We start from the raw sequence: 16,787 nt of genomic DNA on the forward strand, positions 1-16,787 counted from the left end.
TTCCGCCGAGTTTTCAGAACGGATGGCATTATAGAGGAGAGTTAACCATATGAAACTTTGGTATTCCACTACCAGCCCTTTCGCGCGTAAAGTGCTGATAACCTTAAAATATCAACAACTGGAAGGTAAAACCGAACTGTTGAAAATCGGTTCATCCTTCGATCCGAATTCGCCCCACAATCGGGATAATCCCCTTGGTCGCGTGCCGGCATTGCAACGCAACTGCGGAAACTGGCTGTTCGGTAGTCTTTTAATTTGCGAATATCTTGATCAAAAAGGTCATCGGCCGAAACTGATTCCCGAAAGCGGAAAACCGCGTTGGGCGGCGTTAGCGTTGCATAATCTGGCGGACGGCATCATGGAAAACACTATGCCGATGACGGCGGAACGAATGTTTCGTCCCGAAAACGAATGGTGGAGAAGCCGCCACGAACAGTTAATGGCACGCAATATTCGCAGTTTCTCACAACTGGAGAAAGCGATCGAACCTTTCGGTACGGAACTGAACATCGGCACCCTTACCGCTGTTTGCCTCATCGACTGGTGGCAATTCCGTGCAGATACACTTGGTTATAATCTTGCCGAACATTTCCCGAATCTAACAGCCTGGACATCGGAAATGAACGGAAAATATGAGGTATTGGCAGAAACTAAACCAACAAACTGATCATTTTATGTATTTTGCAGCGTAACTTACGTACGTCATGCGTTACATATCGGCTTAATGAGCATTCACCTGCGGATTTTCGATTTGAATGGTGACGTGTTCGATGTGATATTTGTGTTTTAGCATGTTACTGATATTTTTAATCAGTTCGTAATCGTTCACGCCCCGGTACCGCTCTAAAATCACATGAAACGACAGACTGTATAATCCGTCGGCGATAGACCACAAATGGAATTCATGGATTTCCTTCACGTTCGGAATGGCGAGAACGGATTGATGAATTGCCGTTGTTTTTAATTCCGGCGGCACCGCTTCCATTAAAATAATGCCGGCCCGACGGCAGATTTTATAGCCGCCCCAGAAAATGATTATACTGATCACTAAACTGGCAATAGCGTCGATTATGATGATGCCCGTCCAATAAATCAGCAACGCGGCGACGAGAATCCCGACGGAATTCAGTAAATCGCCGAAAAAATGCCAAAATGCGCTTTGAATATTCAGGTTTTTCTCATGTTTTAAACTGTTCATCAACATCAGAGTTAACAGAATATTAATCAGCAAACCGATACTCGCCACCGCCAGCATCGAGCGAAAATCTACCGGCGTGGGGTGAAGCAGCCGTCGAATTCCTTCAAATGCCACCCCTAACGCAATGAAAACTAGTGCCGCGCCGTTTAAAAAAGCCGCGATAATTTCGACCCGCACATAACCGTAAGTGAATTTATCCGTGGGTTGTTTTGCCGAATAATAAATGGCAATCATGCTCAACGTTAGTGCCAAAACATCGGAAAACATATGGAAGGAATCTGAAATCAGCGCCAATGATCCGCTTATCATGCCTCCCGCCAACTCAACTAGCGCAAATATAAAGGTCAGTACAAGGGACAGCCACAACGTTTTTCGGCTATAATGCTGAATTTTGTAATGGTGGGCGTGGTGGTAGTGAAAATCAATATCACTCATGAATTTCGACATCCTTAACAGCGACGTTTCTTACGGGTAGAAAAAGTGCGGTCATAAAAAATGTTGTTTTTTCGACCGCACTTTTGGCGTCATTTTGCCAAATACTGATAGATTGCCGCCATATCCACTTCGCTTAAACCTGATTGGTTCGCTTGATTGTAACTGACGGTAGCCTGCTGTATCAGCGGAAAGGCTTTACCCATTTTGGCTATTTCCGATTTCGCCAGATTAAAATCTTTGGTCATATGCTTCATCATGAATGCCGGCGAGAAATCGTTTTGTCTGTACATCGGCACTTTCGCCTGGAAAATCTGACTGTTCATAAAGGAACCGGAAATCATCTCAATCACTTGATCTTTCGGAATACCGAACTGTTCTGCGAACAGTAACGCTTCGCCGTAAGCTTGAATAAAGATACCGAGCAGGGAATTGATCATCAGTTTCACGCCGCCCGCTTTGCCTACTTCGCCGTAATAGAATGTTTGCGTGCTGAATGCGGCAAACAGCGGTTTGAGTTGTTCAACGATTTCCTCTTTACCTGCCGCCAGCACCAATAATTTGCCCGCTTCCGCCACTTTACTGGAACCGGAAACGGGAGCTTCGATAAATTCTGCGCCGTGTTTAGCCAATAAAAATTCCAATTGTTGGTTTTGGGTCGGCGAAACCGTGCTCATATTGACAACCAACTTGCCTTTCAACGCGGTCAGCACTTCTTCGCTTAACAGGGATTCGATGACCGGAAAATCCGCCACCATCACGAAAATAACATCATATGCTTTCACCAGTTCCAATACGGAGGAGTAAACTGAGGCGCCTTTTGCCGCCACATTTTGACATTTTTCCGCCGTCCGATTATAAACGCCGACTTTCACCCCGTGTTCCAACAGATGAGCCGCCATCGGTTCGCCCATTTGTCCTAAACCAATCCAACCGACTTCGCGAGTATTAATTTGTTGCATTTTTTTCTCCTTTTATGGGGCATTACATCGTTCATGATACGCCGAAATGAAACGGTTTATTTGTTCGGACGGTACCATTTTTCGGATTTAACAAACTAAAAAATTGTGTTTATTTTAACCGCACTTGCAGTAAGATCTTTATCATAAAGATCACAAAAAAGTAAAGTCTGCCCGATAAATAATTTGTGTCGGGAGATGAAACGAAGAAAGAGCGGCCCGGATAATTCGAACCGCTCTTTATCAGGTTTATAGCTGTTTTAAGGATTTCACACCAATCGTTTATCTCGGATTTTGCAGGCGCTCATCAGCTTTACCGCATCGTGCCGGAACCGCATTCAGACCGTTGAACAACAAAAAATTACTTAAATATCAACGGCATGCCAGTTTTGGTCGCCTTTTAACGGTGGTAACCAAGCACCGCCTTTTACGCACAGATCCCACAATAAGCCTTTAATGCCGTATTGATCCGCTTTGTTCGGATCAAGCTCGGTCACGATTTCGGCTTCTTTGCCTTGTTTAATCAAGGTAGCGATGGTCGGATTAATCATCACGGTTTTACCTAATGCGATAAATTCCGCCCAGCCGGTGTTATAGGCTTGTAGAATTTGCTCCGCCGTGAACAAGTTGCCTACGCCGATAAGCGGTAATTTTCCGCCGATTCGATCATGTACCAGCTGCATACGGAATGCATTGCTGTCCGCACCGCGACGGGCTTTTTTATAGAACTCGTGCAGGGAAATGTGCAGATATTGCAAGGCTTTGCCTTTTAGCGCATCAATAAGCGCAAAAGTGTCTTCCATGGTTAAACCTAATTCTTCGGGTTCTTCCGGCGAGAATCGATAACCCACGATAAAGTCGTCTTTGCCGTGTTTCGCTTTCACTTCTAATACGCGATCGACGATCGCCAGCGGAAAACGCATCCGTTTTTCACGGGAACCGCCCCATTCGTCGGTACGGCGATTAGAATGACCGGAATAGAATTGTTGAATTAAGTAGTTGTTGGCACCATGAATTTCCACACCGTCGAACCCCGCCTGAACGGCTAAATCCGCAGCATGGGCGAATGCGTCGATTAAAGCATGAATTTCCTCCGCCGTCGCGGCGCGTGTGCCGCTGGCTTCGTCCGCACTGGCGGAAATTTTGTCTTTGCCGTTCAGTAATTCCGTTACAGCCAGTTTGCCGCCGTGATGAAGCTGTAAAATAGCTTTTGCGCCCTGAGCTTTAATGATGTCCGCCGTCGCTTTTAAGGATGGCAGTTGTTCCGCACTAACCGCTTCGGGTTGACCATAAAAGGCTTTACCGCCGTCCTGTACTAATGTCGCCGCCAGGATAAACATTCCCATATCCTGCGCACGGTTGGAAATAAATTCGCGTTCGGCTTCACCTAAGGTGCCGTCCGGGTTGGAGCCGAAATGCGTCATGGGCGCTACCACCAGACGGTTTTTGATTTCGACCTGATTGTTTAAAGTATAAGACTGAAATAACGGGTTAAATTGGGGATTCATATTCTCTCCTTTGTCCGGTTTCCGACGGTCATTGTGATACAACCGCTATAAATATGATTCAATTATACCCGTTCTTTTATTTGCTTAAAATAATATAATCTGCAAAGGTATGTTGCATTAATCGCATAAATTCATGTTTATAAAATTTCCCGGAGCAGCCGTAATTATAAAAAACAGATTAAAAAACGACCGCACTTTTCGTAAAAATCTTTGACAAGTTATCTTCAACCTATATGATCCGATTATTCGAATTGCAAAAGGACATATTATGTATTTCGTCAGTGCCAACAATGAGATTACCGACGCTTCGCTCAATATCGCGCTGGAAACCTATCTGGTGGAAAACCGCCTGGTGGACGAGCCGATTTTACTGTTTTATATTAACGCACCGTCCATTATTATCGGACGGCATCAAAATACCGTTGCCGAAGTGAACCAGCCGTATCTGGAGCAAAAACATATCCAAGTGGTACGCAGAATGTCCGGTGGCGGCGCGGTATATCATGATTCGGGTAATTTAAATTTCTGTTTTATTCAGGATAATCAAGGCGGTATCGGCGATTTTGCCGGTTTTACCAAACCGATTATTCAGGCGTTGCATCAATTAGGGGCGACGGGTGCGGAACTGAAAGGACGAAACGATTTGCTGATCGACGGTAAAAAGTTTTCCGGCAACGCTATGTATGTTAAAGGTCGCCGTATGACGGCGCACGGCACGATTTTGTTCGATTCCGATTTGGAAGAAGTCACCCGCGCGTTAAAGCCGCGTAAAGAAAAAATCCAGTCGCACGGTATTCAGTCTATCCGTAAACGGATTACCAATATTAAACCTTATCTTGCCGCCGAATACCAAGCGTTAAATACCTTTGAGTTTCGTGATCGTTTGTTGTTACAGATTTTCGGCGTAGCAAAACGGGAAGATGTGAAAGAATATGTGCTGACGGATGAAGAATGGCAGAAAGTGTATAAACTGCGAGAAGAACGATTCGCTAACTGGGACTGGAATTACGGCAAATCACCGGAATTTACGCTGGAATATGCGCATAAATTTCCCGCCGGTTTGGTGGAATACAAATTGAATGTGGAACAAGGACATATTAAAGCCATCCGAATTTACGGCGATTTTTTCGGTATGGGAGAAATGGCGGAATTGGAACAAGCGTTAACCGGCGTGAAATATGAAAAAAACGCGGTACTGGCGATATTCGAACGCATGAATGTTAAACATTATTTCGGCGACATTGCGGCGGACGCGCTTGCCGAACTGTTGGTGAACGGTGTTTATGAAGGATAAGCCGACATTACGGGAATTAAAAAACGCCCGCTTTTATGACCGCACTTTTGTCCGTTATATCTTTTGCCTTTAGAAATCAGTTATAACAAAAAAGCCTTGAAACATCGGTTTCAAGGCTTTAAATTTGGTGGAGATAATCGGGATCGAACCGACGACCTCTTGAATGCCATTCAAGCGCTCTCCCAACTGAGCTATATCCCCGTTTGATGTGGCGTATCATAATGACTAACCCCATCCGCTGTCAACCATTAATCAAAAATGATTGCAACAATAGCCTAAAAATTAAGCAGCTTTGGCTTTGATAAAGGCAATGGCTTTGTCGATGCGCGCCAATACGCGTTCGCGTCCGATTGCGGCAAGAGTCACATCCATGGAAGGGGATTGTCCGGCACCGGTGACGGCAACGCGTAACGGCATTCCGACTTTACCCATGCCTACGTCTAAGTCGGCAGCGGTTTGTTCGATGGCCTCATGAGTGCTGTGTGCGTCCCAGACGGAAAGTGCGGTCAGTTTTTCTTTCACTTTTTCCAGCGGTTGAACGGCTGCCGCTTTCAGATGTTTTTTCGCCGCCGTTTCATCAAAGGTCTCGAATTCCTCAAAGAAATAACGGCTGGACAATGCCATTTCCCGCAGAGTTTTACTGCGTTCCGCTAACATGGAAACGATGTCGGTTAAGGCCGGACCGTTTGCGGTATCTATACCCAAATCCCGATATTGCCACGCCAAGTGGTTCGCCACGTAATCCGCCGGTAATTCGCGCATATAATGCTGGTTCAACCATTGCAGTTTTTCCGTATTGAATGCACTGGCGGATTTGCTCACGTGTTCCAGTTCGAACAAATTAATCATTTCTTCGCGGCTGAAAATTTCTTGGTCGCCATGTCCCCACCCCAAGCGAACCAAATAGTTCACCAAGGCTTCAGGTAAATAGCCGTCGTCACGGTATTGCATGACGCTCACGGCACCATGACGTTTGGATAATTTTTGACCGTCGTCGCCGTTAATCATGGAAACGTGCGCGTAAGTCGGGATCGGCGCCCCCAAGGCGTTTAAAATATTGATTTGACGCGGCGTGTTATTGATGTGGTCTTCACCACGCACAACATGAGTGATGCCCATATCCCAGTCGTCTACCACTACGCAGAAATTGTAAGTCGGCGAACCGTCGGTACGACGAATGATTAAATCGTCTAATTCGCTGTTGCTGATTTCGATACGGCCACGCACCGCATCGTCAAAGATCACGGAACCTTCCTGCGGGTTTTTGAAACGTACTACGTGCGGTTCGTCCGGCGAATGACTGTGATCGTGCAGGCAATGACGATCGTAACGCGGCTTTTCTTTGTTGGCTTCTTGGCTGTGACGTAATTCTTCCAGCCGTTCTTTTGTACAATAACAACGGTATGCCAGACCTTGCTCGATCATTTGATCGATCACCTGGTTGTAACGAGTAAACCGTTTGGTTTGGAAATAAGGACCGTGTTCCCAGGCAAGATTCAACCACTCCATTCCTTCAATGATAGCGGCGGTGGCTTCAGGCGTGGAACGTTCTAAATCCGTATCTTCAATTCGCAGCACGAATTCGCCGTGATGATGCTTTGCAAATAACCAGGAATAAAGTGCCGTACGCGCACCGCCTACATGCAGATAGCCGGTAGGACTTGGCGCGAAACGAGTGCGGACTGTTACATTGGGATCTAAATCAAATAATGGTTCTAATTTCATCTTATTGCCTTAATTCATTACAAAAACTTCATTATTGTACTCGTTTTTTATCTAAAAAATGACTAGAAATTTTAAACTTATGCCTATTTTTAAGCCAATTAATGCAAATTTCACAAAAAGAGGTTGACTGTAATTGTGGATTCCCTATAATACGCCCCACAAACAGCGGGCGATTAGCTCAGTTGGGAGAGCACCTCCCTTACAAGGAGGGGGTCACTGGTTCGAGACCGGTATCGCCCACCACTTTTATGGTGTATCTTGCTGTTTATCCCTTGATTTTAAGGCTCTTTAAGCGGGCGATTAGCTCAGTTGGGAGAGCACCTCCCTTACAAGGAGGGGGTCACTGGTTCGAGACCGGTATCGCCCACCACTTAAAGCCTACGAATCTAAACCTGTGAAATTTAAAGTTAGTGCGGGACAAATGATTACAAGCGGTATGAGAGTACGGCGAGGTCATTTAAGGCTGCAGTAACGAAAATTTTTAGGGCGATTAGCTCAGTTGGGAGAGCACCTCCCTTACAAGGAGGGGGTCACTGGTTCGAGACCGGTATCGCCCACCATTTATTTTCTTTCCTTTGAACTTCATCTTTAATTTCGTTATACTGCGACCCTTAATTATTATTCTCGCAGGAACTGTATTTTGTCTCTCGCAAGCATCATTTTCGTTATCTGGATCTTATTCGCTTATTTTCAATTGATTCTCCATTTTCACCGCCTGAAAATGATGAATGCCTTTATTCCCCGTGATGTTCGACGCAGCGTACAATATCAATCCGCGCTTAGTCGCATGCTGAAACGCGGCGCACAATTCGACGCTAAAGTTATCGCGATTATACTGGCACCGTTTTTTCTGTTCGGTGCGGCATCTTTCTCGTTTTTAAGCGTAAATTCGACCGCACTTATTTGGTCTATGTACGTTTTTGTTTTCGCTTTTGCGCTTATCGGTATTGTAGTCGGTAATTTCTATTACTTTAAAACCTACAATAATTATTACGACATGTTTATGTTCGGTTTGATGGAAGACGATACGCAGGCGGTGCTGAAAAATATTTATGACGATTATCCCGTTATTACCGGCTTTTCGGCTGTTTTTGCGTTAGCGTTCATTCCCGGTTGGTTGACGCATTATGCCTTGATAAATTGGCAGCCCGATCTCAACCCGTGGTGGTCGTCTCTATTGTTTATCGGTACCTTATGCATTCTCGTTTTTTTTGCCCGAGGCACGATTCATTCTACGCCGTTGGGTAAGAATCATGCACAAGTAGCGTCGCTCGCCGTCATTAACAAGCTGGTTCCTAACGGGGTGATTGCCATGGAATGGGCGTTTGGCGACCGCAAACGTAATATTCGTTTCGAGCCGGTAGATTTGAGCGAAGGAAAAGCGTTGATGCAACGGGTTTTCGGCACCGAATCCTTAATTGACCGCACGCCGCACAACGACGCTCTCGCCGCTTTGAAACCTAACGTATTTCTTGCCGTAATGGAAAGTTTCGGCACCAATTATTTGCTTTCGGACGATCCTCAATCCAATGATTTACTGGGTAATTTTAGACCGCACTTTGAACGCGACATGGTGTTCAAACGGTTTATTTCCGATTACGACGGTACTGCCCCAACCTTAGCTTCTTTGTATTTTTATAGTCCGATTCAAAATATCAGCCAATCTTCCGCACAACAAACCGCATTACCGTACAGTCCGTTTTTAACCTATAAACGGCAAGGCTACCGCACGATTTTTATTACCTCCGGCGGCATGATGTGGCGTAATTTCGGTAATTATCTGCCGTTACAGGGGGTGGACGAACTGTACGATCAAAACGACATTATTGAAGCGTTTCCCGAAGCTAAGTCTTCGCTGTCTTACTGGGGAATCGCCGACGAATATGCGCTGGCGCTGGCGGAAAAATTACTGAGGGAAGCGCAGGAACCGCTGTTTATTAATTTCTTAAGTATCACTAATCATCCGCCTTACGACGTACCGCCCCACTATCAGGCGAAGCGGATTAATCCCGCTGTGCTGGACGGTAAATTCGGTTCCGAACAGGAAAACCGTAAATCCTTGACGACCTATCAATACGCCAACAACGCTTTAGGTGATTTCATTACCAATCTGAACAAATCGGAAAACGGAAAAAATACCGTTGTTGCCGTGACCGGCGATCATCACGTACGTTGCGTACGTTTTGAGGCGCCGAAAGAAAACTTTATGGCGAAAGGCGTGCCGTTTTACCTGCGCGTGCCGGAGGCGGTAAAATATGCGGTACCCCTCCGCTTCGAACCGAACCGGCTCGGTTCCCACAAAGACATTATGCCGACGTTGTACGCATTAAGTTTGTCCGACGCGGAATACTGGAATTTAGGCGGGCGCAATTTATTGGCGCAGCAGGATGACGAAAAATATGCATTCGCCGTTAACGAAAGTCTGTGGGCGGATGCGGACGGCGTCGTGGAAGGCGTGGCGGACAGCGGATTCCAATTTCCATGGCAAAATGCGACCGCACTTTATCCGGATAATTTATGGGTGAATCCGCCGGTTCCGCTGCCGGAAAGTAAACGGCAGCATATTCAGGCTTACCGAAAATTACTGCATTGGCAAATCAATTATTTAGTCGCCGGCGAAAAATAACGCAAAAAATGACCGCACTTTAATATTATGACAACGAAATATTTTACGCTTGATATTCCTACTCAATCGAATGATCACAAAATTCTCGGCAATGTACTGGCGGGGGCGGATTGTCTGGCTATTGCCGAAATCGCCGCACAGCACAAGGGGCTTACCGTCATCGTCACCCAAGACAGTAAAAGTGCGGTGCGTTTAGAGAAAGTTTTGCGTGAAATTACGGCAACCGAAATTTGTCTTTTCCCCGATTGGGAAACCCTGCCTTACGACGCGTTTTCTCCTCATCAGGAGATTATTTCCGCCCGTCTGAGTGCGTTATTTTATCTGCAACAGGCGAATCGGGGTATTCTGCTGTTGCCGGTTACCACCCTAATGCAACGCGTTTGCCCGCCGTCATTTTTGCAGCAGAATGTGCTACTGATTAAAAACGGTGACCGTTTCAATATCGAACGTCTGCGTTTGCAACTGGAAAATGCAGGCTATCGCACGGTGGAACAAGTGTTGGAACCCGGTGAATTTGCGGTGCGCGGATCATTGTTAGATCTTTTCCCCATGGGGAGTCCGTTGCCGTTCCGTTTGGATTTCTTTGACGATGAAATTGATTCTATCCGCACTTTTGATGTGGAAACCCAGCGTACTTTAGCGGAAATCCCTCAAATCAATTTGTTGCCTGCCCATGAATTTCCGACGGACAGCAAAGGTATTGAATTTTTCCGTGCCCGTTTTCGCGCGACCTTCGGTGAAATCCGACGGGATCCGGAACATATTTATCAACAGGTTTCGAAAGGTACGTTGGTATCGGGAATCGAATACTGGCAGCCGTTGTTTTTTGAGCAAATGGGTACATTGTTTGATTATCTGCCGGCGAACAGTTTACTGGTGGAGTCGGAACAAAACGCGGAACAGGCGATCCGTTTTTATGCGGATGCCGAACAACGTTTTGAAAGCCGTAAGGTGGATCCTATGCGCCCGCTTCTGCCGCCGGAAACCCTGTGGTTACGGGCGGACGAACTTAACCGCCATCTGAAACAATATTCCCGTATGACGTTTAAAACGGAAAAAGTGCGCTCGTCCGTGCGCCGGAAAAATCTCCCGCTTGTCCCTCTGCCCCCGCTGCAAATTCAGGCTCAGCAAAAAGAACCGTTGCAGGCGTTACGCCGATTTATCGAATCCTTTGACGGTAAAATCGTGTTTTCCGTGGAAACGGAAGGGAGACGGGAAACCCTTTTGGATTTGCTTTCGCCCGGCAAGCTTAAGCCGAAACAAATCAAACGGTTAGAGGAGGCGGAAGAGCAGCATATCAGTCTATGGATTAGTTCTCTTGATCACGGTTTTATTTTGGAATCTCAAAGTGCGGTTAAAATAGCCGTTATTTGTGAAACGGAATTATTGGGTGACAGAGTACAGCAGCGGCGTCGCGATAAACGCAAAACCGTAAATCCGGATGCCTTAATCCGTAATCTCGCCGAACTGAAAATCGGACAACCGGTAGTTCATCTCGAACATGGCGTCGGGCGTTACGGCGGACTGGTAACGTTGGAAAACGGCGGTGTTAAAGCGGAATATTTGCTATTAACTTATGCCAATGACGCCAAACTTTACGTGCCCGTCGCCGGTTTGCATTTAATCAGCCGTTATGTGGGCGGTAACGAAGAAACCGCGCCGTTGCACAAATTAGGCAGCGATGCTTGGTCAAAAGCACGCCGCAAGGCGGCTGAGAAAATTCGCGATGTAGCGGCGGAATTATTGGATGTTTATGCCCAACGGGAAGCGCAGAAAGGTTTCGCTTTCCAATATGAGCGCGAAGAATTCCAGGCTTTTAGCGCTACGTTTCCGTTTGAAGAAACTTTTGATCAGGCGTTGGCAATTAATGCCGTGATTTCCGATATGTGTCAGCCGAAAGCGATGGATCGCTTAATTTGCGGGGATGTGGGATTCGGTAAAACCGAAGTCGCCATGCGCGCCGCATTTTTAGCGGTGATGAATCACAAACAGGTTGCCGTGCTGGTACCGACGACTTTGCTGGCACAGCAACATTATGAAAATTTCCGCGATCGTTTTGCCAATCTTCCCGTTAACGTCGAAGTTCTGTCGCGTTTTAAAACGGCTAAAGAACAGAAAAGAGTATTAGCGGATCTTGCCGACGGCAAAGTGGATATTTTGATCGGTACGCATAAACTGATTCAATCCGATGTCAAATTCCACGATTTAGGTTTGTTGATTATTGATGAAGAACACCGTTTCGGCGTTCGACAAAAAGAACGAATCAAACAACTGCGCGCCAATATCGATATTCTCACGTTAACTGCCACGCCGATTCCGCGTACGCTGAATATGGCGATGAACGGAATTCGTGATTTATCCATTATTTCTACGCCGCCGGCGCGTCGGTTAACCATTAAAACCTTTGTGCGTCAGCAGGACGATCTCACCGTTCGCGAAGCGATTTTGCGCGAAATTTTGCGGGGCGGACAGGTTTATTATCTGCATAATGATGTGGCAAGTATTGAAAATTGTGCGGAAAAATTGACCGCACTTGTGCCGGAAGCACGCGTTACCGTAGGGCACGGACAAATGCGGGAACGGGAATTGGAACGGGTGATGACGGATTTTTATCATCAGCGTTTCAATGTGCTGGTCTGTTCTACCATTATCGAAACCGGCATTGATGTGCCTACCGCCAATACCATTATTATCGAACGGGCGGATAATTTCGGTTTGGCTCAATTACACCAATTACGCGGACGGGTAGGGCGTTCTCATCATCAGGCATACGCCTATTTGCTGACGCCGCCGCCGAAATTGATGACCAAAGACGCGCTGAAACGTTTGGAAGCGTTGGAAAGTCTGGATAATCTCGGGGCCGGCTTCGTTTTGGCTACGCATGATTTAGAAATCCGCGGTGCGGGCGAATTACTGGGTTCCGAGCAGAGCGGGCAGATTGAAAGTATCGGTTTCTCATTATACATGGAATTATTGGAAGCCGCCGTGACGGCGATGAAAGAAGGACGCGAACCTAGTCTGGACGAACTCACGCAACAGCAGGTAGAAATTGATTTACGGGTGTCGGCGTTATTACCGGAAGATTATCTGGGCGATGTCAATATGCGCTTGTCCTTTTATAAACGCATTGCCGGGGCGGAAAATAAAACGGCTTTGGACGAGTTAAAAGTAGAATTAATCGATCGTTTCGGTTTGTTGCCGGAGGCGGCCCAAAATCTGATGCGGATTGCGGAATTACGCACTTTGGCAAAACAGCTTAAAATTATCAAAATTGACGGCACGGCAACCGGCGGCTTTATTGAATTTAACCCGACGGCGGATATTGAACCGATGAAATTCCTGAATCTTATTCAGCAACAACCGGCAGTGTTTAAATTTGACGGACCGACCAAATTCCGTTTTTCCCACAATTTAGAACAACCGAAAGTACGGTTGGAATTTGTATTAAATTTATTGAATTCATTATCGGATTAGAGACATCACCGTCGTTTCAGCTCGTTAAGCTTAATTGATTTTTATCATAAGAAAAAACGGTTTTTTGTACTTTTTCGACTTAGATCACATTTTGTAAAAATTTGTTTGAAGGGATGTAAGAAATTACTTGCAAACCGAAGTTAATCAGCATATTTTGTTAACAAAGGATGTAAAACGGGTGCCGCAAAGCACTCTCACAGCAAAAGAGGTAACTGCTATGACACTTAATATCGCAAGCAAACAAATGGACATCACCCCTGCAATCCGTTCTCATATTGAAGAACGTCTCGCAAAATTAGAAAAATGGCAAACGCAGTTAATCAATCCCCACTTTGTATTGAGTAAACTACCGCAGGGTTTCGGGGTGGAAGCGACAATCGGCACGCCGTTCGGTAATTTATTTGCCACCGCAGAATCCGACGATATGTATGTCGCCATCAATAATGTAGAAGAAAAATTAGAAAAACAGCTGAATAAACTACAGCATAAAGGGGAAGCCCGTCGTGCGGATGAACGTTTAAAAGATTCTTTCAGATAGTATCGTATCGACCGATTGCTTGAAGTTTAAGTACTTCAAGCAATTCTTTTTAAGAACATAAGCAAAGTGCGGTGAAAATGTTAAAATTTTTCACCGCACTTTTTAATTTTGCCGTTCGTGACTTTAACGGCGCGGTAGATAACGGGTCGGATCCACCGATTTACCTTTGTAACGGATTTCAAAATGGAGTTTCACACGGTTCGTTCCGCTACTTCCCATTTTAGCAATCTGCTGACCGGCTTTCACTTCCTGCTGATCACGAACGGAAATGCTGTCATTATGGGCATAGGCACTTAAGAAATCATCATCGTGTTTGATGATAATCAGATTACCGTAACCACGTAATGCGTTGCCCGCATAAACGACACGCCCCGGTGCGGCGGCGTATACCGCCTGCCCTTTCGAACCGCCGATATCGATACCTTTGTTTCCACCGTCGCCGGCTGAGAAACCTTGAGTTATTTTACCGGTAGTCGGCCATTGCCATTTCAAATTTGACGCCGGAGCCGTCACTGATGCTGGAGATCCCGCTGTTCCGGCAACGACCGTACCTGTTGTCGCCCCCGCCGTACCGACGCCGGCAACGATGCCTCCGGTCGGAGTTGTCGGAGCCGTACCGGTTCCTGCCGTCACTCCGGCAGTCGGTGCGACTGTTCCGCTGGCGGCCTTAACCGGGCCTGTTACCGTACCGTCCGAACCGTATTGGGTACCGTTCGGCCCCGCGGTGTAGGAAACTTGCGGTTCCGCAGGCACCTGAACTTCGGTGCATTGCTGTTGAGTAGTGGTTGCCGCCGTTGCGGTACCGCTGGATACTTTTAGAGTCTGCCCGACTTTCAGATTATAGGGTTCCGACATGCCGTTTAATGCCGCCAATTCTTTTACGTCAATGCCGGCAATATAGGCGATTAAGAACATTGTGTCGCCTTTTTTTACCGTATATTCCGTCGCTTTATAAAAGCCTTTGTCGATTTTGCTGTAATCCGGTGCATTGGTTTCGGCATTACGCGGAATTTCTACGGTTTGACTTTGATTACTTGCTTTATTGCCGGCCGCCGGTACTTCAACGGTTTTACACACGGTTTTAGTCGTCATCGCCGGTTGCTGCTGGGTTTGCTGAAGGGACGGTTGAGCCGTTGTCGCGGCAGTCGGTAAAGTTCCGGCCTGATTTGCTACCGGTTGGGGGGCAACCGGACTATTCATATTTTCAGGCATTGCGCTTTGTTGAACCTGCGGTTCCCATGTACTGTTCGAAGAACCGTCGACCGGTTGCGGAATTGACGGTGATAGCGTTCCGTCTACACTATCGACCGGTGCGGGCGTGGATGAGGAACATCCCGCCAATACGGCTGCGGCGAGAGGTAGTAATAAAAAAGATTTCTTCATTTTTCGCTTTCCTTGGGGATTATTTCATATTATCGGGCATATCGCTTTGTTCGACCGTCGGTATAAAGCCGCCGCCTTCCATTGCACCCGTTCCTGCTACCGGTTGCATAATGCCGTCGGGCAATACATTAGGATCTTTTTCAGCGGAACGTTCGGATGAACAAGCTGTTAGGATTGTCATTATAGACAACAAAAAAATGATTTTTTTCATTTTATTTCCTTTATTTTAAAACTAAATAGGCAATTATGGCTAAAGCAACCACAGACCAGCCGATCACTTCAATGGAACGGCGCAGTTTATCTGCAAATTTAGTTCCGCCCCATGCCGCTAATTTAGCAATCAATAAAAAACGGGCTGCGCGGGAAATCGTAGCGGTGAGAACAAAGGGGATGAACATCATTTGCATGACACCGGCGGCGATGGTGAAAATTTTATAGGGAATCGGCGAAAAACCGGCAACAAAAACTACCAGTATGCCCCATTGTTCAAACCATGAAATGGCTTTATCCCATTGAGTTTGATACCCCCATTTCACGATATATTGCTGTACGAAATCAAAAGCGTAATAACCGACGGAATAACCGATCATACCGCCGACAATCGAGGCTATAGTACAAATTATTGCAAATCTGACCGCACTTTGAGGTTTGGACATCGCCATCGGAATCAGCATGACGTCCGGCGGAATCGGGAAGAAAATGGCTTCGATAAAACTGACAAATGCTAACCAATATGTCGCCAGGCGATGTTTGGACCACGCCATGGTTTTGTCATACATTGCCCCAAAAACATTCATAAGCTTCCCTTTCGATCGTATTGTTAAAATAAATGTCGTATTATTCCTGTTCTAACCAAGTTTGTAAAGAACGAAGTGAATGGTGTGCGGTCAAATCGGGTTGAATCGGGGTAATCGATACATAACCCTGTTGTACCGCATGGAAATCCGTACCTTCCGCTTCATCTTCCGGTAGCCCCGCCGGGCCGATCCAATAAATGGCTTCTCCGCGCGGATCCGCCTGTTTTATCACTTCCGCCGCGGAAGAACGATGTCCCAGGCGACACACTTTCAATCCTTTGAGGTTCTCATAAGGTAAATCCGGCACATTAATATTTAAAATTTCACGGCTTTTTAACAGTTGTCCGTGTAATTTAGGAATTAAATCACATACGATTTTCGCCGCACTTTCATAATGTTGCCGTCCGTCCAATGACACCGCAATAGCCGGTAAGCCTAGATGACGCCCCTCTAATGCAGCGGCAAGCGTACCGGAATAGAGCGTGTCGTCTCCCAAATTTACGCCCGCATTAATACCGGATACCACTAAATCAACCCGTCCCGATAAAAAACCGTTTAGCGCTAGATGCACGCAATCGGCGGGCGTACCGTTAATGCAATAATCACGGTTATCCAGTTGACGGGGACGTAACGGTTCCACTAGCGTTAACGAACTCGATGCCGCACTGCGGTTGCGATCCGGTGCGACAATCACAACATTAGCGAACTTACGTAAATAGGTCGCCAATGTTTGGATTCCTTCCGCATGATAACCGTCATCGTTAGAAAGCAAGATATTCATTCAGGTAATCCTTTTCCTTGTTATTCATCTTATTATTATAACAATAAAAAACCCGACTTTCGCCGGGTTTTG

At 46.3% G+C, this 16,787-nt stretch carries 13 protein-coding genes and 4 tRNA genes; 8 read left to right on the forward strand and 9 right to left on the reverse strand.

Annotated elements, in window-relative coordinates:
- Positions 1-49 precede the first annotated feature (49 nt).
- Positions 50-667 (forward strand): glutathione S-transferase, encoded by a 618-nt coding sequence (locus tag ASUC_RS02860; protein ID WP_012072305.1) that lies wholly within the window; start codon positions 50-52, stop codon positions 665-667.
- Positions 668-721: 54 nt separating this feature from the next.
- On the opposite strand, the gene ASUC_RS02865 is transcribed toward ASUC_RS02860, so the two are convergent.
- The 3 genes from ASUC_RS02865 to ASUC_RS02875 form a co-directional block, all read right to left on the reverse strand.
- Complete coding sequence (locus ASUC_RS02865; protein ID WP_012072306.1) at positions 722-1,633, reverse strand: cation diffusion facilitator family transporter; 912 nt, start codon at positions 1,631-1,633, stop codon at positions 722-724.
- An 89-nt stretch (positions 1,634-1,722) separates the two neighbouring features.
- Positions 1,723-2,592, reverse strand: a complete 870-nt coding sequence (locus tag ASUC_RS02870; protein WP_012072307.1) for an NAD(P)-dependent oxidoreductase — start codon at positions 2,590-2,592, stop codon at positions 1,723-1,725.
- Between the two features lie 362 nt (positions 2,593-2,954).
- Entirely contained in the window at positions 2,955-4,097 is a 1,143-nt protein-coding gene (locus ASUC_RS02875) for an NADH-dependent flavin oxidoreductase (protein WP_012072308.1), read from the reverse strand.
- A gap of 268 nt (positions 4,098-4,365) precedes the next feature.
- Here ASUC_RS02875 and ASUC_RS02880 point away from each other — a divergent pair, with 268 nt between their 5' ends.
- A complete protein-coding gene (locus ASUC_RS02880; protein ID WP_012072309.1) occupies positions 4,366-5,391 on the forward strand; it encodes a lipoate--protein ligase in 1,026 nt (341 codons plus the stop codon).
- A 125-nt stretch (positions 5,392-5,516) separates the two neighbouring features.
- Here the strand turns inward: ASUC_RS02880 and ASUC_RS02885 are convergent.
- Together ASUC_RS02885 and gltX are read right to left on the reverse strand one after the other, a co-directional pair.
- Positions 5,517-5,592, reverse strand: a tRNA-Ala gene (locus tag ASUC_RS02885).
- Between the two features lie 81 nt (positions 5,593-5,673).
- Positions 5,674-7,116: a glutamate--tRNA ligase gene (gene gltX / locus ASUC_RS02890; protein WP_012072310.1), complete on the reverse strand. Its 1,443-nt coding sequence runs from the start codon at positions 7,114-7,116 to the stop codon at positions 5,674-5,676.
- Positions 7,117-7,283: 167 nt separating this feature from the next.
- Here gltX and ASUC_RS02895 point away from each other — a divergent pair.
- From ASUC_RS02895 to raiA, 6 genes are all read left to right on the forward strand, one after another.
- A tRNA-Val gene (locus ASUC_RS02895) sits at positions 7,284-7,359 on the forward strand.
- 51 nt (positions 7,360-7,410) lie between these two features.
- Positions 7,411-7,486: transfer RNA gene (locus tag ASUC_RS02900), tRNA-Val, on the forward strand.
- A 114-nt stretch (positions 7,487-7,600) separates the two neighbouring features.
- A tRNA-Val gene (locus ASUC_RS02905) sits at positions 7,601-7,676 on the forward strand.
- A gap of 80 nt (positions 7,677-7,756) precedes the next feature.
- Entirely contained in the window at positions 7,757-9,742 is a 1,986-nt protein-coding gene (locus ASUC_RS02910; RefSeq protein ID WP_245822049.1) for an LTA synthase family protein, read from the forward strand.
- A 27-nt stretch (positions 9,743-9,769) separates the two neighbouring features.
- Positions 9,770-13,216, forward strand: a complete 3,447-nt coding sequence (gene mfd, locus ASUC_RS02915) for a transcription-repair coupling factor (protein WP_012072312.1) — start codon at positions 9,770-9,772, stop codon at positions 13,214-13,216.
- A 217-nt stretch (positions 13,217-13,433) separates the two neighbouring features.
- Complete coding sequence (gene raiA / locus ASUC_RS02920; RefSeq protein ID WP_012072313.1) at positions 13,434-13,754, forward strand: ribosome-associated translation inhibitor RaiA; 321 nt, start codon at positions 13,434-13,436, stop codon at positions 13,752-13,754.
- Positions 13,755-13,877: 123 nt separating this feature from the next.
- Here the strand turns inward: raiA and ASUC_RS02925 are convergent, their stop codons facing one another.
- The 4 genes from ASUC_RS02925 to surE are packed head-to-tail and all read right to left on the reverse strand — an operon-like array spanning position 13,878 to position 16,715.
- A complete protein-coding gene (locus ASUC_RS02925) occupies positions 13,878-15,137 on the reverse strand; it encodes a peptidoglycan DD-metalloendopeptidase family protein (protein ID WP_012072314.1) in 1,260 nt (419 codons plus the stop codon).
- 19 nt (positions 15,138-15,156) lie between these two features.
- Entirely contained in the window at positions 15,157-15,348 is a 192-nt protein-coding gene (locus ASUC_RS02930; RefSeq protein WP_012072315.1) for a membrane lipoprotein lipid attachment site-containing protein, read from the reverse strand.
- Between the two features lie 10 nt (positions 15,349-15,358).
- The gene (locus ASUC_RS02935; RefSeq protein WP_012072316.1) at positions 15,359-15,934 is read right to left on the reverse strand and encodes a YqaA family protein; all 576 of its coding nucleotides are present in this window, start codon (positions 15,932-15,934) and stop codon (positions 15,359-15,361) included.
- Between the two features lie 40 nt (positions 15,935-15,974).
- Positions 15,975-16,715: a 5'/3'-nucleotidase SurE gene (surE, locus tag ASUC_RS02940; protein ID WP_012072317.1), complete on the reverse strand. Its 741-nt coding sequence runs from the start codon at positions 16,713-16,715 to the stop codon at positions 15,975-15,977.
- Between the last annotated feature and the right edge of the window lie 72 nt (positions 16,716-16,787).

The organism is Actinobacillus succinogenes 130Z (assembly GCF_000017245.1).
Lineage (GTDB): Bacteria > Pseudomonadota > Gammaproteobacteria > Enterobacterales > Pasteurellaceae > Exercitatus > Exercitatus succinogenes.